General features: G+C 39.1%; 19 protein-coding genes and 3 pseudogenes. 4 read left to right on the forward strand and 18 right to left on the reverse strand.

Going from position 1 to position 22,529, the window contains the following annotated elements:
- Positions 1-50: 50 nt before the first annotated feature.
- Complete coding sequence (locus J7649_RS16055; RefSeq protein WP_219310253.1) at positions 51-1,385, reverse strand: ISNCY family transposase; 1,335 nt, start codon at positions 1,383-1,385, stop codon at positions 51-53.
- 355 nt (positions 1,386-1,740) lie between these two features.
- Between J7649_RS16055 and J7649_RS16060 the strand changes: the two genes are divergently transcribed.
- Positions 1,741-2,562 (forward strand): AraC family transcriptional regulator, encoded by an 822-nt coding sequence (locus J7649_RS16060; RefSeq protein ID WP_219310255.1) that lies wholly within the window; start codon positions 1,741-1,743, stop codon positions 2,560-2,562.
- 21 nt (positions 2,563-2,583) lie between these two features.
- Here J7649_RS16060 and J7649_RS16065 read toward each other — a convergent pair whose 3' ends face one another.
- Positions 2,584-3,189 carry a LysE family translocator gene (locus J7649_RS16065; protein ID WP_219310257.1) on the reverse strand — a complete coding sequence of 202 codons (606 nt, stop codon included), beginning with the start codon at positions 3,187-3,189 and terminating at the stop codon, positions 2,584-2,586.
- Positions 3,190-3,391: 202 nt separating this feature from the next.
- Between J7649_RS16065 and J7649_RS16070 the strand changes: the two are divergent.
- Positions 3,392-3,798: pseudogene (locus tag J7649_RS16070) on the forward strand (DUF2000 family protein).
- A 59-nt stretch (positions 3,799-3,857) separates the two neighbouring features.
- Here the strand turns inward: J7649_RS16070 and J7649_RS16075 are convergent.
- Both J7649_RS16075 and J7649_RS16080 read right to left on the reverse strand, forming a co-directional pair.
- Positions 3,858-4,160 carry a helix-turn-helix domain-containing protein gene (locus tag J7649_RS16075; protein WP_001140620.1) on the reverse strand — a complete coding sequence of 101 codons (303 nt, stop codon included), beginning with the start codon at positions 4,158-4,160 and terminating at the stop codon, positions 3,858-3,860.
- A complete protein-coding gene (locus J7649_RS16080; protein ID WP_092818271.1) occupies positions 4,153-4,509 on the reverse strand; it encodes a type II toxin-antitoxin system RelE/ParE family toxin in 357 nt (118 codons plus the stop codon). Before J7649_RS16080 ends, J7649_RS16075 begins: the two co-directional genes overlap by 8 nt.
- A 792-nt stretch (positions 4,510-5,301) precedes the next feature.
- Between J7649_RS16080 and J7649_RS16085 the strand changes: the two genes are divergently transcribed.
- Entirely contained in the window at positions 5,302-5,631 is a 330-nt protein-coding gene (locus J7649_RS16085) for a four-helix bundle copper-binding protein (RefSeq protein WP_016658833.1), read from the forward strand.
- Between the two features lie 128 nt (positions 5,632-5,759).
- On the opposite strand, the pseudogene J7649_RS16090 reads toward J7649_RS16085, so the two are convergent.
- From J7649_RS16090 to cadR, 14 genes and pseudogenes are all read right to left on the reverse strand, one after another.
- Positions 5,760-6,052: pseudogene (locus tag J7649_RS16090) on the reverse strand (type II toxin-antitoxin system RelE family toxin).
- Complete coding sequence (locus J7649_RS16095; protein ID WP_000246755.1) at positions 6,042-6,287, reverse strand: type II toxin-antitoxin system RelB/DinJ family antitoxin; 246 nt, start codon at positions 6,285-6,287, stop codon at positions 6,042-6,044. Before J7649_RS16095 ends, J7649_RS16090 begins: the two are co-directional and overlap by 11 nt.
- Positions 6,288-6,396: 109 nt before the next feature.
- A complete protein-coding gene (locus tag J7649_RS16100; RefSeq protein WP_081400761.1) occupies positions 6,397-7,722 on the reverse strand; it encodes an ISNCY family transposase in 1,326 nt (441 codons plus the stop codon).
- Between the two features lie 231 nt (positions 7,723-7,953).
- Positions 7,954-8,898, reverse strand: coding sequence for a copper resistance protein B (locus tag J7649_RS16105; protein ID WP_104510421.1), 945 nt, complete (start codon positions 8,896-8,898; stop codon positions 7,954-7,956).
- Positions 8,885-9,223 (reverse strand): hypothetical protein, encoded by a 339-nt coding sequence (locus J7649_RS16110; RefSeq protein ID WP_004897649.1) that lies wholly within the window; start codon positions 9,221-9,223, stop codon positions 8,885-8,887. The genes J7649_RS16105 and J7649_RS16110 overlap by 14 nt, the downstream gene beginning before the upstream one ends.
- Positions 9,210-11,021 (reverse strand): copper resistance system multicopper oxidase, encoded by a 1,812-nt coding sequence (locus J7649_RS16115; protein WP_180053057.1) that lies wholly within the window; start codon positions 11,019-11,021, stop codon positions 9,210-9,212. Before J7649_RS16115 ends, J7649_RS16110 begins: the two co-directional genes overlap by 14 nt.
- Before the next feature lie 790 nt (positions 11,022-11,811).
- Positions 11,812-12,516 carry an IS6-like element IS1006 family transposase gene (locus J7649_RS16120; protein ID WP_001067784.1) on the reverse strand — a complete coding sequence of 235 codons (705 nt, stop codon included), beginning with the start codon at positions 12,514-12,516 and terminating at the stop codon, positions 11,812-11,814.
- A gap of 521 nt (positions 12,517-13,037) precedes the next feature.
- Positions 13,038-13,217: pseudogene (locus J7649_RS16125) on the reverse strand (hypothetical protein); the annotation flags it as partial.
- 203 nt (positions 13,218-13,420) lie between these two features.
- Positions 13,421-14,320: a cation diffusion facilitator family transporter gene (locus J7649_RS16130; RefSeq protein WP_008304330.1), complete on the reverse strand. Its 900-nt coding sequence runs from the start codon at positions 14,318-14,320 to the stop codon at positions 13,421-13,423.
- Between the two features lie 86 nt (positions 14,321-14,406).
- The gene (locus J7649_RS16135; RefSeq protein WP_005407475.1) at positions 14,407-17,565 is read right to left on the reverse strand and encodes an efflux RND transporter permease subunit; all 3,159 of its coding nucleotides are present in this window, start codon (positions 17,563-17,565) and stop codon (positions 14,407-14,409) included.
- Positions 17,555-18,790 carry an efflux RND transporter periplasmic adaptor subunit gene (locus J7649_RS16140; protein ID WP_004281853.1) on the reverse strand — a complete coding sequence of 412 codons (1,236 nt, stop codon included), beginning with the start codon at positions 18,788-18,790 and terminating at the stop codon, positions 17,555-17,557. Before J7649_RS16140 ends, J7649_RS16135 begins: the two co-directional genes overlap by 11 nt.
- Before the next feature lies 1 nt (position 18,791).
- Positions 18,792-20,159: a TolC family protein gene (locus J7649_RS16145; RefSeq protein ID WP_004281854.1), complete on the reverse strand. Its 1,368-nt coding sequence runs from the start codon at positions 20,157-20,159 to the stop codon at positions 18,792-18,794.
- A 49-nt stretch (positions 20,160-20,208) separates the two neighbouring features.
- On the reverse strand, positions 20,209-20,619 hold the full coding sequence (locus J7649_RS16150) for a hypothetical protein (RefSeq protein ID WP_004733191.1): 411 nt from the start codon (positions 20,617-20,619) through the stop codon (positions 20,209-20,211).
- Positions 20,620-20,761: 142 nt separating this feature from the next.
- Positions 20,762-21,154, reverse strand: coding sequence for a Cd(II)/Pb(II)-responsive transcriptional regulator (gene cadR / locus J7649_RS16155; RefSeq protein ID WP_004281856.1), 393 nt, complete (start codon positions 21,152-21,154; stop codon positions 20,762-20,764).
- A gap of 90 nt (positions 21,155-21,244) precedes the next feature.
- Between cadR and J7649_RS16160 the strand changes: the two genes are divergently transcribed.
- Complete coding sequence (locus J7649_RS16160) at positions 21,245-22,525, forward strand: cation efflux transmembrane domain-containing protein (RefSeq protein WP_005105969.1); 1,281 nt, start codon at positions 21,245-21,247, stop codon at positions 22,523-22,525.
- The last annotated feature ends 4 nt before the right edge of the window (positions 22,526-22,529 follow it).

Genomic DNA, 22,529 nt, shown 5'->3' on the forward strand with positions numbered 1-22,529 from the left:
ATTCACCAATTAAAATGTCTATGCGATAAACCATTTAAAATGTCCTGTTTTTAACTACAAGAGTCAAGCACAGGATTTAAATTTCTTTGTTCAATAATTGCTTTCTGAGCTTTACGACTCGGCATACTTTTCTTGGCACGGGAACGTTTATTCTGTTTTTCCAATGCTTCATGCTGTTGCTGGATATGTGCCAGGACTGAACCTAATCTTTTATTCTCAACCACTTCATTCTGCTGCAGTCCAGTCAGTTTATTGAAAATGCTGTAGTTAATCTTCCGTCCCTCATGCATGATAGCCACAGTACCATCCGGATACTCTAGAAATGAAATGTATTGTCCAACTAATTTCTGGTTCAATTCAGTTGGTTCAAGCATATAAATACACTTGTCATAGGTAATGGTCAGATTCTTGGTGACCTTACGCGGTTCCTGCCAGGTAAAAATATCATCCAGTTCAGCATCAGACTCTGTTAAAGGGCGATGTAAGTTTTTGGAATTTCTCGCGCACTTGGCAAACTTCCGATTGAACTGCTCAATAAAGCAGGGCAGCCATGCATTTGCTTCGGCAATCGAATTAATACCCTCCAGGCGCATCTCCTTGATCAGACGGTCCTGAAGGGTTCTATTGGCACGTTCCACACGACCCTTAGCCTGGGATGAGTTAGCAAAGATAATATCAATGTTTAACTCATTCAGAATCCGCCCAAATTGCGTGATCTGGCTGTCCTGGCTGGATTTCTGGTTGACTCTAAATACCGAATGTTTGTCGCTATAAAAGGCCAGAGGCTTGCCGTATTGTTCAATGTAGGCTCGGGTTGAAAGCATATAGTCAAAGGTCGTTTCCGCCTCACAAAAGCGCAGATGCAACAGCTTTCCAGTGGCATCATCGATATAAACCAATAAGCAGCATTTGGCGGAACGGCCTTCAAACCAGTCATGATATGAGCCATCAATCTGGATCAGCTCACCGAAGCAATCACGGTTATAACGTGGCTGATATGGACGTTTCAGGCGCTTGGATCGAGGAATCCAGAGGTCATTGGCCGTCATCCAGCGCCGAACCGTTTCTACCGGGATATCCAGGGCAAACATGCTGCTGAGCTTCTCATGCACCAAGGTAGGCCCAAAGCCCAGCAGATGTTCAGAAATAATGGAAAGACATTTTGATTTTAACAAGTCATCATGGCGACGATGACCCGGTTGACCACGACTGGCATGTGCCAGACCTGAAACACCGTCTTGATTGAGCTTCTGCAATAACCGGGTAATTTGACGGGTGGAAAGATTCAGAATTTCTGCAGCACGGACTTGTGTAATACGTTGATCTCGAACGTCTTGCAGAACAGCAAGACGTTGTATTTCCTTGTCAGACATAGTGATCAGCATCTCAAGTTCATATCCAGTCCATGATGTTGATGCGCATCATAGACCAGACATTTTTATTGGTGAGAATACAGACACTTTAAATGGTTTCTAACAACCGAATTTCGTATATGAGATTTTATGTTAAATAGCCCCTCAATCAGGAGCTATTTTTTGAGGCCTAATATAAGTTTTATCCTATTAATTTTAAAAAATTTAATTGATTATCCAGTTCTATTTAACTTATGTTCGTTTTAAGCTTAGATCATAAATTCTTAATAGATTACTGAAATCTATCTTAATTAAAATTAATGGTAAAATAGAATAATAGATCAGAAAGATAGTTGTTCATGCTTGATTGTAATTTTAGGTAACGCTAATGGGAAAGTTAGTGTATCCAAGTGATTGGATTACGAGAGCAACTGATTCAAGTCAAATTGAGAGAATTGAAGCATTCTTCTCAAAGCATGCTTATCAATCGCATCGTCATGATACTTTTGCAATTGGTCGCACACTTTCAGGGGTGCAAAGTTTTCATTATCGAGGAGAGTTCAGACATAGTTTGCCCGGTATGACTATGGTGATTCATCCTGATGAAAAACATGATGGTGAGTCAGGTTCTGAAGATGGCTTTAGGTATCGCATGCTGTATGTTGAACCAGCTCTGATTCAGAATATTATACAAGGTAAACCTTTACCATTTTTAGACAATGGAATTAGCCAAGATCCTCGGCTCTTTCAGGCAACCAATGTGCTTTTGCAGAATCTTGAATATCCCTTGGATATTCTGGAGGAAGAAGATGCCTTATATGATTTAGCGATGGCATTATGTGAAGTATCTGGTCAGAACATATCGAATCAAAAAACTTATGACTATGTTTCGGCAGAACGAGCTCGAGAATATATCCATGCTACATTAGATCAAAATATTAGTCTTGAAGAATTAGAACAAAATATTGGGCGTGATCGATGGGGGCTCTCTCGAGACTTTCGTCTTTTATTTGGAACGAGCCCACATCGATACATGACGATGAGAAGGTTAGATATTGTGAAATCTTGTCTTTCCGCAGGAATGCCATTGATTGATGCAGCAATGACAGCGGGTTTCTTTGACCAAAGTCATATGACACGCCATTTTGTTAAGGCTTTTGGGATTACACCAGCGCGTTGGAAAGAAATAAGTCAACTAAAAAGCTCATGATTGTTAGAATGACAATTACTTTTAAACAATATTTATTCCCTTTATAAAATCAAAAAACATAAACAGACCAGAGATAATCAGAGCAACGCCCATAATGCGGTTTAAGAGATTAAATATGGATGGTTCTTTAATTTTATGACCGATAATCACACCTGCAATTGAATAAACAAACGGTGCGGCCGCAGCCCCAATCGAAATGAGCGTGGAAACAATAGCAATCATATATCCTGTAATATGTGCTGCTGGATACATGACGGTTGTCACAGGAAGAATGACTAAAATACCTTTAGGATTTAAAAGTTGTATCCAAAATCCATTCCAAAACGTTAGATTAGATGGGGAATTATCATTTTGTGATTCTGTACTTATATTTGAGGTGAGCATCTTAAATGCAAGATAGAAGGTATAAATCGCACCGACCAAAGCAATGTAATGCAAATATTGATGAGGAATGACAGCCTCGCCCACATAACCAAAAATGATAAAGAGCAGTAGCATTGCCGCTCCGACACCGATAAAAAATAGTAAACTTTTTCTAAACTGCCCCGTAACACCAGCATTTAATCCCATGAAGTTCACAGGACCAGGGCTGTACATCACGCTTAAGGTATACAGAAAAATTTCCATAACTTTGACTCAATATAATCTACATGGGTTTGAATGAGCCAAGCTTAGTGATCGGATCTTTATCTGTATTGTACGTTTGTGTTGTGAACTAATGGCATCGCGCAATATGCTGATTAGCATTTAAAATCTCGCACAAATGTACAAGACAAAATAAGCATCATTCAAAGATCATGTCTTTTAACTAAATGAATTAGGGTATGACATGTTTGATACTAAAATTGCGTTGATCGTTCGTGATGATCTTGCGATTTGGCAGCGCTTAAATGTAGTGGCATTTTTATCCAGTGGTATTACGGCATCCGCACCAGATGTTCTGGGAAAACCATACATTGATTCAAATGGAGTTCAATATGGCATCATGCTTGGACAACCAATGATGGTGTATGAAGGAAATTTGGAAACTCTTCAAATAGCTCACCAAAAAGCCATTGAACAAGAATTGACGATTATTCCATACGTACATGCTATGTTTTCAACAGGTAATGATGAGGCAAATAGACAAGTTTTCCTTGCCGAAGATGCAAATGATTTAAACCTAGTTGGCCTTGGCCTTAGAGGGCCTAAAAAGCCGTAGATAAAGCTATTAAGCGTTTATCCTTGCACAAGTAACATTGGTGTTTGAGTAGAACATAAATAAAAATGGGAGCTTATAGCTCCCATTTTTATCGTTATACATTGAATCCTATATGTTTTCCTGTCGGAAGCTCTACATCAATACGGAGCTTTCCACCCATCGCTTCAACATACTTTTTCATGGTTGAAATCTTAAGATCATTGCCACGATTTTCTATTGCTGAAAGCGATGGCTGTTTTATTCCCAAAGTTTCAGCAAGTTCTTTTTGAGAAATTTCTAGTTCTTCACGAATAAGATGAAGCTGATTTTCTAGCAGTAATTCATCTGCCATTTTTTGAATACGGGCTTGGCTCTCTGGAGAGCGGCTAGCTAACAATTCTTGCAGAGTCTTAGCCATTAGATTGTTCTCCTAATGTTGAGAGATGAAGTTCATATTGTTGGTCTGCAATTGCCAGCATCTCTGTATAGAATCGTTTTTTACCGCCTTTATCAGCAATACATAGAACAATAGCCTGTCGTAATGGATCAAATGCGAAGAAAGCTCTCAGTGGTTTACCTCGATGTTGAACACGAAGCTCTTTCATGTTGGTAAATTTAGAGTCATAGACAGTATCTACTAAAGGGCGGCCTAAACTTGGTCCTTGCTGCTGTAGAACAACCAGGGCAGCCAGAACCTTCTCTTGTGTTGATTCGTCTTGCTGTTCAAGCCACTGATTAAATAGATCTGTCGTAATGACTGTCCACATACCACAACCAAAATATAGATTATAGTCTATATTTTAGGAGCATAATGCTTGTTTTGCAAATGAGAAATGATAGGCAATAAAAAACCCCGGCATCCTGCCGGGGTTTTTCGTATGGGTTCGCTCGGTATAACTCCTGTCATACCTTACAGTCCTTGTGCGTATCGTTGTTCTTATTATTGTGTAGAACTTCCTGTTCCTGATGAATCCATCATAGAAAAATTTCAGGCACCTGGACAGCCGCAAAGGGCCGGAATTATTGTGAGCATATGCGTACAAGACCGGCTAAAAACTGTCCCAGGTTTATCCGCAGAAATTGGGGATAATTTCATATCCTGGAAGCTTGATAACGAGGAAAAAATGCCAAAATTGAGCGTTTTTTAGTCGATTCTATTGGCTAAACATTACAAATTTGCTTAAAAAACACACGAGTTGTTAAGTCGTGCGTTTTTTGATCTTTTTGATTTTGTGTTTTTAAGCTTAAGTATTTGATAAATAATGGCTTTTAAAAATGCATTTCGTATAACGACCATTATGTTAAATAGAGGGAAAATCTATTTTTAAAGTGATAAAATTATTGCAGTTATTTTAAGAATAGCTGCTTTTGATACTTGATCATCTATCCTAATTAAAAACTGTTTTTTAATAATTTGGAATATAAATAAGATTTAGTTAAAATTAACATTATTCATATAAATTAACATTATGTATTACATTTACTAATAATTTAAAATAATTAGTAGAAAAAAATTATGTTTTAATTATTTCTTTGATTATATAAGTTGAGAGTAAAAAATGATTAATACGGAATTTTCAAAGTGTATTTCTGCATGTACAAACTGTTCACTTATTTGTACTGAATGTGCAACTTCTTGTTTAAAAGAAAAAGATTTAGAGATGATGCGTGAATGTATTCAACGTTGTCTAGAATGTGCAGATATTTGTCAGTTATGTGTGCGTATGCAACAACATAACTCACCTTTCCTCAAAGAGATTTGTGAGCTTTGTGCTAAGATCTGTGAATATTGTGCGGAAGAGTGTGAAAAACATTCACATGATCATTGTAAAAAATGTGCTGAGGCTTGCCGTCAGTGTGCAGAAGAATGTCGAAAAATTGCCATGTAAAATACTTCAATAATGTTAATTATATGGCTCTAGACTAACATAATCATTCTGCTAGTCTAGAGCCTTTCCTAAAATTAACATAATACACCTTATACGAAGCCAAAAATGGGAGCTTTAAGCTCCCATTTTTAGTCTTTAATTCGCTTTTTCGCTTCGTCATAAACTATGCTATCAGCTCGTTTTCCGACGGTAATGAGCAGGATAACTACCTGATCATATTTAACTTGATAGACAAGTCGGACACCAGCTTTTAATAATTTGATTTTATAGCAACCTGCAAGATCGCCTCTAAGCATATTCTTTGGAATATGTGGCTGCTCTATGACTTTGGCTAGTTTCTTTTTAAATTGATCTCGTATAGCAACAGGGAGTTTTCCCATTCTGCTGTAAAGTCCTTGTGACGTAAAAGCTTATAAGTCATCTAATGTGACTTCCTCAAACATCTCTTTAGGATCATTAATGCGCTTACGGACAAGAGCTAATAATTCTTCATCTTCTTCCGAAAGCAAAGCTTTTTTGACAGGCAGTTTCCCAGTCGTAGCAACATACTCAAGAATACTAGTGAAGAAATCAGTAGGTGCAATACCTTGCTCTTTAAGGATTGAATAAGATTTTTCTTTAAGGGCTTCATCGATCCTGAAGTTAACAGTAGCCATCATATTTCCCAAGTATTTAATGTACTAGGAATATTGTAATGCAAATTGCATTACAAGTCGTGTTATTCCCAAGTAGAAATGTCCTACCTAATAACCAAATAGAAATGTCCTATATGGACATTTCCAAGTCAAGCACAGGATTCAGATTTCGTTGTTGAATTGCTGTTTTCTGTGCACGTCTGCTTGGCATCTTTTGAGAACGATTACGTTTGTTTTGCTGTTCCAGTTCTTCATGCTGTTGTTGAATATGCAGCAATACAGAACTTAAACGTTTATTCTCAACAATCTCTCGCTGGTTAAGCTGACTTAATTTATCGAAGATGCTGTAATTGATCTTCCGTCCTTCATGCATGATCGCTACAGTACCATCCGGATATTCTAGAAACTCAAGATATTTACCGATCAGCTTCTGATTTTCTTGGATATTATCCAGAATATATACACATTTATCATAAGTAATGGTCAGGCTATTGGTGACTCTGCGGGGTTCACGCCAAGTAAAAATATCATCTAATTCTTCAGCTGTTTCAGTGACAGTCCGGTGGAGATCCTTAGGATTAAAGGCCATCTTGGCAAATTTACGATTAAATTGCTCAATAAAGCAGGGCAGCCAGGCATTGGCATCTGCAATCGAACTGATAGCTTCTAAGCGCATCTCCTTAATCAGACGATCCTGAAGCGTTCTATTGGCTCGTTCTACACGTCCTTTGGCCTGTGGTGAATTGGCGAAGATGATATCGATATTGAGCGTACTGAGTACTCGCCCAAATTGGGTAATCTTGGTGTCTTTCTTGCTGCTTTGATTTACCCTAAAGACTGAATGTTTGTCGCTGTAAAACGCTAAGGGCTTACCGTGCTGTTCAACATACAAACGTGTCGAAATCATATAGTCAAAGGTTGATTCTGACTCACAGAAGCGTAAATGCTGTAATTTGCCTGTGGCATCATCAATAAACACCAGCAGACAGCATTTAGCAGCACGCCCTTCGAACCAGTCATGGTGAGAGCCATCAATCTGGATCAGTTCACCATAGCAATCCCGGTTATATCGAGGCTGATATGGGCGTTTCAGGCGCTTGGCGCGAGGAATCCACAAGTCGGCTGCAATCATCCAAGAACGCAGGGTTTCTACTGAAAGATCGAATCCATGTACGGTGGTGAGCTTTTCATGCGCTAAAGTGGGTCCGAAACCATGGAGTTGGTCAGAAACAATATTGAGGCACTTGAGTCTGAGTTCTTCAGGAAGTTTGGAATTGCTGGTTTGGCCACGACCGGCATGGGCTAATGCAGCTGGACCTTGAGCTTTGTATTTCTGCAGTAAGCGTCTGATCTGACGTTCTGAGATATGAAGTAGCTGAGCAGCCTGGGATTGAGTTATGCGTTGATCGCAGATTTCCTGCAAGACCGACAATCGTTTAAGTTCTTTATCCGACATAGACACCAACATATCAAACCGTCCGCTTCGATAATCGCAAAAGCGCATATTCTAAAAGCGGACATTTTTACTTTGGAGAAACCGGACATTTCTATTTTGGAGTTACAAGTCGACTTCGCATAACAGCCATTATGTTAAATGGAAGGAAGCAAAATAAGTTAACATTTTGCTTCCGGCCACATTAAGCTAGAGTTTTATTTAAATAAAGCTATTTAGTAATCATTAAATTAATTAAAATCTAAATCTAACACCAGCTCCATATAACCAACCTTTCTCAGAGTTTGATTCTATTTGCCACGACGTTTCATCATTACCTTTTGAATACTCATAGGCAATGTCGATATACGGCATGATCTTTTTACTGATTTCATAGCGAGTTTCAAACCCTGCGGTTGCACTGCTTAAACCAGTTTTTTTCGCATATTTAGAGTCATCACTAAAGATAGCATCCAACTCTAAATAAGGTTGAATAATCAACTTTTGCGTAATCAGAAAATCACGTTCCGTTTCTAGGCTAAAGCCCGCATAATTGTCTTCTCCCGCATAGAGATAAGCATCAGTTTCAAAGAAATATGGCGCCATACCATGTAAGCCAATCACCGCATCAACATTTTCTTCGGTGTCTTTGCGATGATCATTGAGTTCAACTTTTTCACTACGATAACGTGCACCAATTTGTGCATCCCAAAAGTCTGAAATCATACGGCTATATAAAAGTTTGGCATCATAATGTGCATCATGCGATTCTTCTTTATCGGCATGAATTTTAATAAAAACCTTATTTTCATCTGTGCCAATACGGGTTTCAAACTCTGACTTTAAATCACCTGTGCCATCTTCATTGACAAGCCACTTATTGTCCACTGTCGTAATCGCATAAATTTGCGCACCGTGTTCTGAGCGATGATCATAATGCGAACTCTGCTGAGCATTCGCATCTGGTACATGATGTGAATGATTAACCGTAGATGTTGCCTGATGTTGTGCCTGATTCATTTGGCTATGGTTCATTTGAGAGCGATCCATTTGCATCGGCTGATTTTGACTAGAAGATGTAGCAACTGTCATTTTTTCAGGCGCACTATGATCTTCACCATTATGTGCCAAACTCACTGCACTGACCATCAACAAAGAGCTTGCTAAAACAGTTTTAGAAAAAAGATTAATGGTGCGCATGTTGATCTCCTTTCTGTACTTTTTGATCTTGCTGTTTCTCTGTTGATTTGTGATGCATTGGCTGATGACCTGCATGTTGATGGTTCATCGGTGCTGAATGTGCAGCATGATTCATTTTCCCCATCATCTGCATGTGTTGTGCATGCTCTTGTGGAGAATGCTGTGAATGATCCATCTCAGACATCGCTTGATGATTCATTGATGGTACATTTTTTCCATCAGTCTGAGCAGTTGAATGATGCCCTTCGTGCGCCAAACTTAAGCTTGTTAAACTCAATACCGCAACAGAAAAAAACGCTTTAAATACAAAATTAGTGATGTGCATGTCCAGCTCCTTTTTGCTCAGTTACTTGGTGAGTTTGAGTCGAATTTGTACCTTGAATTGGCGTTGTAGACACTTGTTCATCGCTAACATTTGCCACGATCAACTTGTTCATCATTCCTGCACTCATGTGATACAACAAATGACAATGGATTGCCCATTCGCCCAACTCATCCGCAGTTAATAAAGCAGTCACTGTTTTACCCGGTGGTACAATCAATGTGTGTTTATTCGGCATATCTACCGACTCTTGACCATTCTCCAACTGCATAAACATGCCATGTAAATGCATGGGGTGCGCCATCATACTGTCATTAATAAATTTGATACGGATACGCTCGCCATACTTCACTTTTAATGGCTCAGCATCGCTGAATTTTTTACCGTTAATCGTCCAAATATAACGCTCCATAGTACCGCCCAAACGCACTACTAATTCACTGCTAGCTTCACGAGTATCTTTTTGCGGTTCTAAAGATTTTAAATCACTATATTGCAAGGCTTTATTGCCCGCAGGTGTAGATGCATTTGCCCAACCATAAACCACTTGATCATTTTCTTGTGGTTTTGCTGTGCCATGCTGTGAATGATCCATTTTCGAGTGATCCATGCCTTGCATATCGCCATGGTTCATTTTTGAATGATCCATTTTCGAGTGATCCATGCCTTGCATATTGCCGTGGTTCATTTTCGAATGATCCATTCCTGCATGATCACCGCCACCATGTCCCATATCTTCCATGGTCAAAAGTGAGCGTGGACGTGGTGCAGGCATATGAATGCCATGTGTCATAGGATTTAATTCATTGTGCAGTGTACCAATCGCATAGCCTGCACGGTCAATTGACTCAGCTTCAATTTGATAATGTCCGCCTTTTGGCTCCACAATCACATCATAAGTTTCAGCTGTGCCAATACGAAACTCATCCACAGCAACAGGTTTTACAGGCTGACCATCAGCACTGACCACAGTCATTTTCAAGTTAGGAATACGGACATCGTAGAAAGACATCGCAGATGCATTCACAAAACGTAGGCGAATTTTTTCATTCGGTTTAAACATTCCTGTCCAATTTTGTTCAGGTGTTTTGCCATTAATGAGGAAGGTATAACCTGTAACATCCGACATGTCGGTTTTTAGCATACGCATCTGATTCCACATTTTGCGGTCAGACCATGTCGCTTTTATGCCATCACGTTTAACCTGCTTCCAAACATCACCCAAGGTTTCACGCTGATTTTGATAATATTCAGCTGAAATTTTAAGATCTTTCTGAATTTGATCACTGGTTTTTTCATGAAAATCTGACAACATCACCACATAGTCACGTTCAGCTTTTTCATGTGCTGCCAATGGTGTTTTACCTTTTGGATAAATCACAAAAGAACCATATAAGCCGTCCTGTTCCTGTCCTTTAGAATGAGCGTGATACCAATAAGTCCCGCTTTGGCGAATCTTGAATTTATAAACATACTCGCTTTGAGGCTTAATACCGTTAAAACCATTAAATCCCGGTACACCATCCATAATGCCCGGCAACAACAGTCCGTGCCAATGAATAGAAGAATCTTGGTTTTTTAAATTATTTTTCACGCGAATGATGGCTTCATCACCCTCTTCAAACTCAAGCAAAGGCGCAGGAAATTGACCATTTACGGTAATGCGCTTTACAGGCTTTCCAGTTGGGCTGACCACTGCTTCATCAATAACAAGCTGATATTCACGCACTTCGGCAAAAACCAAAGGCGACGATGCAAAACAAATACCTGCTAATAGGTACGAACTAATTTTATGAGACATAACTTAACCTTAATTTTGAAAAATAAATAAATTTTAAAAAAATTGGTTAAGTTTTAGGAGGACGTGAAATTTCTTGCCAATACCCATTTAGATATTGGTTGAGGTAATAAAAATTAGGCTGATCTATAGAATAGAAGGTATCTAGGGGATCTAGCGAGCTTTGCAAAGAATGAAGACATGAGATCTGTGTCTGGCAGGATAAGCTAGAACATTCCTGACACTTTTTGTGATCTATATTCTGATTAAGAGCTAAATGATTATGGCAATCGGTATTAGTCTGTACTTCGTGATTAATACCATGTTGAGTGACTTGCTGTGCTTGCTCTAAACAATGATCTTGGCTCATTTCAGTTTGCATATTGATATGCATTATCTTTACTGATGCAACAGACACACTACTCCATCCTATGGCAAAAACCATAAGAAAACAAAACCAAAGTTTTTTGGAGAGATGAGTCAACACGAATGCTATCTAGGAATAGAATTTAATCCAAAATATCTTAACGGAATTTCAAATATTTACAACTCAATATAATTTAGTAGTTTCTCTAAAATTAACATAATACACCTTATACGAAATGTGTTATAATTCTCTTGAAAATTCAACGCTGTAGTTCCTAGTTGATAGCCCGAACATCCCTGTTCGGGCTTTTTTTATGATTTTTCACGTTCCACGCCTATTCTTTGACCAATGTTTCACGACTTTGTTCATATTAGTTAAACAATCGTGGTTAATCAGGCACTGTTGCAAATAGAGATTTGAGTCGATGATGTTTCCTTTAAAAAGTACTTAGAGACCGAAAACCCTGTTGATTAGACACACTTCACCCTGAGGCTGACCATAATAAAATGACGATGCTTGTCCTTTACGTAGTGCACGCATGACTTCAATACCTTTAATTGTGGCATAAGCCGTCTTCATAGATTTGAATCCTAATGTGGCCCTGATGATCCGCTTTAGCTTGCCATGATCACATTCAATCACGTTATTTTTATACTTAATCTGCCTGTGCTCAAGGTCTGGTGGACATTTACCTTCCCGTTTTAACCGTGATAAAGCACGTCCATATGTGGGTGCTTTATCCGTGTTGATCACTTGTGGAATTTGCCACTTCTTCACATTATTTAAAATTTTTCCAAGAAAACAATATGCTGATTTGGTATTACGTCTAGAAGAAAGATAAAAATCAATGGTATCGCCACGTTGATCGACTGCACGATACAGATAAGACCATCGTCCATTCACTTTTACATAGGTTTCATCAATATGCCACGAGCTCAGATCTGTAGGATTACGCCAATACCAGCGTAAACGTTTTTCTATTTCAGGAGCATAACGTTGAACCCAACGGTAAATAGTCGTGTGATCAACATTCACACCCCGTTCGGCCAGCATTTCCTGCAGTTCACGATAGCTAATGCCATATTTACAATACCAGCGCACAGCCCAAAGAATGATTTCGCCCTGAAAATGCCGACCATGGAAAGGATTCATATGCTGCACCTTTAGCTAAAACAGTCTTCAGCTTACCATTCGTGGTTATTTGCAACAGTGCCCTTTGGGGCATGTGGTACATGAAAGCCCTATATTTAGCCATAGCAGGTTTAATTGGCTTTGGCATAGCTAAAGCTTTATATCCTGAAGTGATTTAAAAAAATTGGATATTTTTATTTAGAAATTACATTGTATGTTTACAACATAAATTGAGATATATAAAGATGACCCATTGAAATGGGATTAAAAAAAATACTTTATTTTTAATATTATAATTATATGTAGTTCAACTAATGGTGTGATAGGTTTTAGTTATAAACTTATTCATTCAGGAATTATATTGCTGAATGAATAAGTCTAATTGATTTATTTATGCAACCCAACTATTCATTTGATTCATTTGATTCATTTGATTCATTTGATTCATTTGATTCATTTGATTCATTTGATTCATTTGATTCATTTGATTCATTTGATTCATTTGATTCATTTGATTCATTTGATTCATTTGATTCATTTGATTCATTTGATTCATTTGATTCATTATTTTTAACTTGTTTTTGTTTAGAATTTTCAACTTTAGAAGCTTTTAAATTCTTTTCAAGAAATAACAAGCCGCCATCTGCATAACTAAAACTTGCGATACTAAAGAATGCACTAATTAACAGTAATTTAGTACAAAATTTATTTTTGAATAGCATGTTTATTTACTCTCATTTAATACTTGTTAGATATTCTAACTTTAAAGAATTAACACCCAGAGGACTCATAAATTACATTCTTGTAATTTTAAAATGTCTCAGGATGGTGTTTAAAGTGCGTGTGATAAATAGAAGTGTAATACAGGAAAATGGTAAGGTTTATCAGCCTAGTCATCTGTCCATTATGTAGAAAGAGCAGCACTTTAATGTTTATGCTGTTCCAATGTATTACATTCCTTACTTTCTATTTGTAACGTAATTTCAGTAATATTATGATTATGTTTTAGAACTTCTAAGGCCTTTTGATAGAGCTGATCTGGATTGCTATTCGGAGCAACCAAATGAGCAGTTAAATGAATATTTTTTGAGGATATAGCCCAGACTTTCAACTGATGAATCCCTTCAACGCCCTCTAGCTTCAATAAATCATTTCTTAACGACTCAATATCAATCTCATCAGGAACTCCTTCAAGCAGAATATTAATACTTTGTTTTAATAAAATCCAAGTTCGAGGTAAGACCCAGAAGCCAATTAACACAGCGATTACGGTATCAACCCACATCCACTGGGTAAAATAAATAACTATTCCTCCGATAATCACGCCTATCGATCCTAGAGCATCACTAAGAACTTCTAAATATGCACCTTTTATATTTAGACTTCCTTCAGCACTAGCAGAAAGGATTTTCATTGAAATCAAATTTACGACCAAACCAATGACCGCGACAATCATCATTTCAACACTTTGAATTTCAGCAGGGTTCGTAAAACGTTGATAAGCTTCATATACAATATATATTGCTACCACAAAAAGCATCACCGCATTAAACAGAGCCGCTAAAATTTCAAATCGCTGATAGCCAAAAGTTCTTTTATCATCTGCGGCTTTTTTACCAATTTTGATAGCGGCAAGAGCAATAGCTAAAGCGGCTACATCAGTAAACATATGAGCTGCATCAGATAACAAAGCCAAACTTTGGGTAATAAAAGCAGCGACAACTTCTACTATTAAAAAAGTAGTCGTTAAACCTAAGGCAACCATTAACTTCTTACTATTTTCTTCAGTAACAACCGCATGGCTATGATCATGATGTTCTGACATAAAATATTTTCCTTATTCTATTTATGATGAGCAGAGATATTGGATAACAGCCAATATCTCTGCTGTAAATCGACTAATCTATTGGATTAAGAAACTTTCTTTTCATTCATCCAGCGGTACAGTACGGGCAATAAAACCAATGTAAGCAGGGTAGAGGAGATAATTCCTCCAATAACCACTGTTGCTAAAGGTCTCTGTACTTCTGCCCCAGTTCCGGTTGCCAAAGCCATCGGGACAAACCCAAGGGACGCCACACAAGCGGTCATCAGCACAGGTCTAAGACGCAAAATTGCACCCTGCCACGTTGCATAATAAAGGTCATATTGTTGTCGCAACTCTTTGATAAAGGTAAGCATGACTAAGCCATTCAGTACAGCCACCCCCGATAGTGCAATGAAGCCAACCCCTGCTGACATGGATAATGGAATGTCACGCAACCACAACGCGATTAAGCCTCCACATAAGGCAAACGGTACACCACTAAAGACCAGTAAGCTTTCTTTGATATTATGGAATACAGCCATCAATAAAATAAAGATCGTCAACAATGCGAGCGGAACCACCAATTGCATACGTGCTTTTGCAGACATCAGATTTTGAAATTGACCGCCATAATCTATCCAATAACCGCTTGGTAATTCTTGTTTGGATAACGTGCTCTGAAGCTCTGTTACGAATGAGCCTAAATCACGTCCTTCTACATTTGCAGTAATAACCACTCGACGTTTACCATTTTCACGGCTGACCTGATTAATACCCAGGATATTTTCAACGCGTGCCACATCTTGCAGTTGGACTAAACCACCATTCGGCAATTGAATAGGAAGTACCGCTAACTGTTCAGGACTACGCTGGGATTCATCTAGACGGATGACAAAATCAAAACGCTTGTCTCCCTGTAAAATTGTTCCAACATTCTGGCCACCGACACTTGTAGCTACCAGATCCTGAATTGCTCTTACCGACAAGCCATATTGTGCAGCTCTGGACTTATCCACCTCTACATTCAACAAGGGTAAGCCACTGGTCTGTTCTACATTAACGGCTGTCGCGCCTGAAATTGAGTTAATTTTTTGAGAAATTTTATTCGCTTCGCGATTTAGAATCTCCATGTCATCACCAAATAATTTGACACCCACATCACTTCGCACCCCTGAAATTAACTCGTTAAAGCGCAGTTCAATGGGTTGCGAGAACTCACTGTTATTTCCCGGCAATGTCGCTAAGAAAGTAATCATTCTTTGGCGAAGCTCATCAATCGTTTGTTTTGGATCAGGCCATTCATCATGAGGTTTTAACAGTACCACGCCATCTGAAATGTTGGGTGGCATAACATCTGTGGCCACTTCTGCTGTACCGGTACGAGCAAAGATCGCTTTAATTTCAGGAAATTCTTTCAACAGTAACTTTTCAGTATTTTCCTGCATTCTCAGTGACTGTTCTAACCCTGTACTTGGGGAACGCATTTGCTGAACAGCAAAATCACCTTCACCCAGTTGAGGTGCAAACTCGCTACCTGTTTGAGTGGCTAGCACGCCCGTAAGCACTAAAATACAGGCAGCCACAATAGTCACAAATAAACGAAGCTCATAGGCTTTATCTAAAAGCAGTTCATATTTGGTTTTAAGCCAATGCATCCAGCGACTTTCGGTTTCCTTGACTTCTCCAGTGACAAATAGGGCAACTGCGGCTGGCACAAAAGTGACAGATAAAATCATGGCCCCAATTAAAGCCAGTACAACAGTCATTGCCATAGGATGGAAAAGTTTGGCTTCTACACCCGTCAGGGTAAAGATAGGTAGATAAACCACCAAAATAATTAACTGTCCAAAAATCAGAGGACGACGCGCCTGTTTTGCAGCCAAGAAGACTTCTTTAAATCTTTCAGAACGGCTAAGTAAACCACCTTTCAGCTTCTGAGCTTCTGCTAGCCGACGGATACAGTTTTCTACAATAACCACTGCACCATCAATAATAATACCGAAGTCCAGTGCCCCTAAACTCATCAGATTTGCACTAATCTTCTGCTCTGCCATTCCCGTCAAGGTAAACAGCATTGACAGTGGAATAACGCAAGCCGTGATCAGCGCAGCACGGAAATTACCTAGAAAGAGAAATAAAATAACAATGACGAGGATTGCACCCTCAATCAAATTTTTCTGAACGGTTTTGATCGCCCGATCAACCAAATGCGTACGGTCATACACAGTCTCAATCACCACACCTTTAGGTAGCGATTGCTGGATCGATTGCACCTTTTCATCAATGGCTTGAGCAACGGTACGGCTATTTTCTCCCATCATCATCATGGCAATACCCAATACAGTTTCTTCACCATTATAGGTTGCAGCCCCTGTTCTCAAGTCATGACCAATTGAGACATTGGCGACATCTGCCACCCGAATCGGATAGCCGTTTTTATTGGCAATACTGATGTTCTGGATATCTTCAATCGTGTTTAAAGTGCCGGGAACACGAACCGTTAGCTGTTGTCCATTTTTCTCAATATAGCCAGCACCACGGTTTTCATTATTCTCTGTTAAGGCAGTTTGTAAATCAGACAAAGGAATTTGCAATTGTTGCAATCGGTTCAGATCCGGGGCAACCACATAGGTTTTATTAAAGCCACCAATGCTGTTGATCTCCGCAACGCCTTTTACGCGCTGTAATTGTGGCCTTACAATCCAATCCTGAATTTCACGTAAATCCATAGCCGAATAAGCGGTCCCATCCGGTTTTTTAGCATTTGGTTCGGCTTTAATCACCCATTGATAGATTTCACCTAAACCTGTCGAAATAGGTGACATGTTAGGTTGCACATCTTCAGGCATTTCTCCCATTGCTTCTTGCAAGCGCTGGTTGATAAGCTGTCTGGCCCAGTAAATATCCGTGCCATCTTCAAAAATGATGGTCACTTGCGATAAGCCGTAGCGTGAAATAGAACGGGTTTGTTCCATTTTCGGCATGCCTGACATGGCATTCTCGATTGGATATGTAATCCGCTGTTCCATTTCTAAAGCCGTAAAACCATTGGCTGAAGTGTTAATCTGCACCTGAGTATTGGTAATATCTGGTACAGCATCAATCGGTAACTTTTGATAACTATAAATACCAATAGCAATCCAAGCCGCAATAAACAGCATGACCCAGATTGCGTTATGGATAGAAAACTGGATCAGTCGATCAAACAGTCCTTCAGGTTTTACCGATTCGTGGTCTGGAATTTGAGGAGTTTCAGTGCTCATGTGAAGCCTCTCCTTTTTCCAGCTCGGATTTCAGTAAAAAACTGCCTTGAGCGGCATATTTTTGTCCCTGACTAAGCCCACTCACCACTTCAATCCATTGGCTCTCCCCAGATGATTGCCCTAATTTCACAGGTTGCGGACTGAATTCAACTTTTTGTCCATGCTGAGTGGCGACAAAAACCACATCTTTTCCATCGACATTCTGAACTGCGGACTTAAGTACCCGTAATGCGGTACTTTCACTCCGTTGTTGCAACTGTACGTTCACCATCAAGTTTGGACGTAATTCGGTTGCATTCGATTCAACTTTTGCTCGCACCTGAAGACGACCTGTTTGAATATCCGCTTCAGTATTTAAAGTCTGAATAACAGCTTGATAAACCTTTTCTGTTTGCAAGGATTTAAATTCGATCTTTTGATTCGGGGCTAAGCCCATAATTTCAGAATTTGGAACAATAAACTCAAGCCAGAGTTGATCTAACCGGTCTATCGTAAAGAGTTGATCGGCTAACTGAACATTTTCCCCGAGAACCAAATCCTTTTTACTGATCACGCCAGAAATGGGAGCTTTCAAAATATAGCGTCCGTTACTGGCATTCACTGCACCAAATGCACTTAAACGTGATTGGGCCGCTTGAACCTGAATTTGTGCCCGTTTATAGCTGTTATAAGCACGTTGATAGTCCTGTTTTGCTGAAATGCCCTGTGACCAAAGCTGACGCTCACGATCATAGTCTTGTTTCGCCAGTTCAAGGTTGGTTTGTTCAATTTTAAGATTGGCCTGCTGATCAACTAGATCAGGAACAAGCAACGCAGCCAAAGGCTGTCCTTTCTGAACTTTTTGACCGAGTTCTACATAGACATTTTCTACATGACCACTAAAACTCGGTGAGACGTGCGCTTGCTGGTCAGTATTCACATTCAGTTTGGCAGGATAAGAACTTAATTTAACCACCGGGCCTTGATCGACCGCTGATAATTGTATGCCCTGTTCCACCAGTTGCTTGGCAGTCAGGCTCACACCTTCTGCATGCTCTTCGGTTTCACCGCCATGTTCTTCTCCGCTTTCTTCCTCTGCATGTTCATCTGATGTTTCCGATTTATTCTTACCAGTTAAGATCAAAAAAATACTGAGGAGTACGGTAGCGCCGATAACCAAACTAATCAGTAGAGGTTGAGAGATTTTTCCGCTCTGTTTTTTTAAGCTGTTTTTAAGATCGAACATGTTAATTTCCCCCACCAATGACAGGCATGGCCTGTATGTCTTGCCATAAGTTTTGATTGATTTGTGCAATAGCATCTTTCGACATGACTTCACTTGGGCTAATGCCTAAGCTCAAACTTTCTGCTTCAATGGCCTTTTGCCAGCCATCCCGTAACAACTGGACTTTACGCAGACGGATGTCTTGTAATTGAAGCGTGGCTTGCTGAACATCGGTTAAAGCAAACTTGCCTGCCAAGAAACCTTGTAGCGTCTTACTTTGAACTTGAGTCGCCAAAGGAATTTGAGTCTCGTCAACGACTTTGAATTGCAGCTCTAAACCCTGCAACTCGGTTAAAATTGTGCCTATTTGCAGCGCATTTTGCTTCAGATAAAACTCTTTCTGACGCTCTAATAAGTTCATTTTTTCTTGCGCGATTTTTATGCCATTTTGCTGACGATCGAAAATATTAAGCGGTACACTGACTCCGACTACTAATTGATTTTGTGTGGAGTTTTCCAAGGATTGGGTGCGGTTGACACCTAGGTTTAAAGTGGGGTTAGGACGTGCCTTTGCCCTTAGTTGATCAACCGTTGCTTGAGACTCTAATACCAGTAAAGCTCGATATTTCTCAACGTAGTTTTCCGCTAAATATTCTTGAACCTGTTCATGAGTCGATTTTGGCCAGAGCTTTTGTGAAGAGAGGTTTACCTGCAATGACTTATCAGACGTACCCCATAAATTTGATAATTGTTGGGTGGCCACTTGTACCTGTAAGTCTGCCTGTCTAAAAAGACGGATATTTTCAGCATGGCTTAAACGTGCGCGATTTACATCTACTTGGGCAATACTGCCTGCATTAAAGCGCTTTTCGATTGCTTGAAGGTTTTCTTGGCTCACCCGAAGTTGTTCATTGACAATGTTTTTTTCAAGTTCAGCAATGGCCAGTTGTGACCATACATATTTCACTGCAAGCTCAATTTGTGCTTGATAAATCTTCTGTTTCAGCGCTGTTTTATCTGTAGAGAGACTGGCTAATTTTTGGTTTGCTCTTCGCTCACCAAAAATATCCAAGGGTTGTGATATGCCAATGGTAAGCTCTTTTTCATTATTTGAACCAAATCCCGTTTGTTCAACTGACAGTTCAGGATTTTTAAACAGCTTACTTTGCTGAAGATTCGTGGCATTAATGCTGTTTTGCGTTTCCCAGAAATTTTGGGACGCTTGATATTGGTTAACCTGCTCAATAGCTTGCTGCAGCGTTAAATCTTGAGTACTGGCGACTACGGAAGTACTGAAGCTGATCATTGCAGATAGCAAGATACCGCTACCTAAGGCTGACCAGGATAAATTCAGGATGGAGGTATCCTGATGTAATTTGTTTTTTGACATGAAAATGCCCCACGCATAATGAAATTAGGAGTGGTGGGCTTTTATAAGACTACCCCACCAATAGTAGGGGCAAATCGGGAGGCGGGGTTAATTGATCCAGATAAGGGGGTTTATAAAAAGTTATTCCCAAATAAGTTGGGGTAATGCCGGTCTCAAAATTAGCTTTAAGCTTCAGATCATCGGGTGGGTCAATCTGAATCACGATTGTATTTGAGAAATGACTGCACTTTTCGTTAAAACAAACCTTCTGACAATAGTCATAGATTTCTTTATAGTTTTCTAGGGAATAAAGTGCTTGACGAGGACTATCACTCTTTTCGTCTAAATCGATTGGATTAGAGAGTATTGAATTGGGTATGTTTGGCATTTCATGCAGACAAGCAGCCTCTGCCACACTCCAAATATTCTGGAATGTGAATAAGAGTACCAATATCTGGATTAGAAATGTTTTTCTCTTCATACACAAATCTGTATTTAAAACACCAATCGGAAGCTAACCAAAGCTATCTAAGATCTGATCACAAAATTTAAGTCACCTTAATCTTTTTGCAGCCTTAAGTAAAGATATACAGAGTTTTTGAAAAAAGCATAGGTCTAGATAATCAAGCTAGATTTTTTAGAACTCCACATTGGTCAATTGTACATAAACCATCACAAGTACCTCTTAAATCAGATAATTGTTCAATAAGCTTTTGTTGCTTGATTATATTTTCTCTGATAGCACTGACATGTAAGTCAATTAATTCATTCACATCTGAACAATTTTTCTTGGGATTATCTTTATAGGTGAGTAATTGACGAATTTCATTCAAACTCATATTTAAAGTTCGGCAATTCAAAATAAACTTAATTCGCTCAACATAGCCTATATCGTAAAGGCGGTAATTTCCTTCCGTTCTTTCGGGTTCCGGAATTAAACCTTCCTTTTCATAAAACCTAATTGTTAATACTGAACATGAGGTTTTTTTAGAGAGTTCACCAATTTTTAAATGCATTGAGTTGGTATTTCCAAAAAATCTTGACTCTATAGTAACTATAGGGATTCTAATATTCAAAGTTTATAAATTTTTTTAATGGGTATAATTATGAGTGGTTGTGGATGTAGTAAAGAAACACCATGCAAAGATAAGAAATCTCAACAAGAAAATCATCCATCAATTGCAGAAGCAAACAATTCAAAGAATTGTAATAATACGCTTAGCTGTTGTGGTGAAGAGGAAGAAGAAAAATCTTCATCTCCTTGCTGTAACACTTCAAACAGTTGTGAAGATACCGCTCAATCCTGTTGTGGTTCTGATCCCAAAGAAAATTTAAGCACTGAAGACGTTTTAAAAAATTCGCACTACATGAGTGAATACTTAGTTCCCAAAATGGATTGTTCTGCGGAAGAACAGATGGTTCGTATGGCGCTATCTTCAATTGATGGTGTTCAAAAACTCATCTTTGATTTACCTAACCGTTCTTTAAAGGTTCTACATAATCAAAAAGATGAAAATATAACCACCAAACTTGAAGCTTTGGGTTTTGGTGCAAAGCTTGTGAAGACTGAAACTTATATAAGCAATCAACAGGCTAAGCAAACAAGTACCTACACCATTCCTAAAATGGATTGCTCTGCTGAAGAGCAAATGGTCCGTATGGCTCTTGCAGATATTGAAGCAGTTAAAGGTCTTACTTTTGATCTTCCCAATCGAAAACTGAAAGTCTTCCATAATGAAGGGAGTCAGCAAATTACGGCCAAACTTGAAGGACTGGGTTTTGGGGCGAAACTTGATGAAACACAGCTTTCTTCAGGCGATATACCTAATGAACCTGATCCTGTGAGACAAGCTAAAGTACTTAAACTGTTATTAGGCATTAATGCTCTACTTTTCTTTATAGAATTCATCAGCGGAATTATTGCTGCGTCTACAGGATTGATTGCTGATTCTCTAGATATGTTTGCCGATGCAGCCGTTTATGGTATTGCGCTATATGCCGTCGGAAAAGCTGCGAAATATCAAGTGAAAGCAGCCCATTTCGCAGGTTGGATTCAGTTATTACTTGCTGTCATCGTGATTATTGATGTCATTAGACGATTCATGTTTGGAAGCGAGCCAGAATCAACGCTCATGATTGTTATTGGCCTGCTCGCACTTATAGCTAACGTGACATGCTTATATCTTATTTCTGGTCATCGAGAAGATGGCGCACATATGAAAGCCAGTTGGATTTTCTCGGCGAATGACGTTGTCGTAAATATGGGCGTTATATTTGCCGGTGTACTCGTGGCGTGGACGGGATCAGCTTACCCAGACTTAATCATTGGCATCCTGGTTTCTTTATTCGTGCTTAATGGTGCTCGAAAGATTTTGGCTTTGAAGTAAGAGT

The sequence above is a fragment of the Acinetobacter lwoffii genome (assembly GCF_019343495.1).
GTDB classification, from domain to species: Bacteria; Pseudomonadota; Gammaproteobacteria; order Pseudomonadales; family Moraxellaceae; genus Acinetobacter; species Acinetobacter lwoffii_P.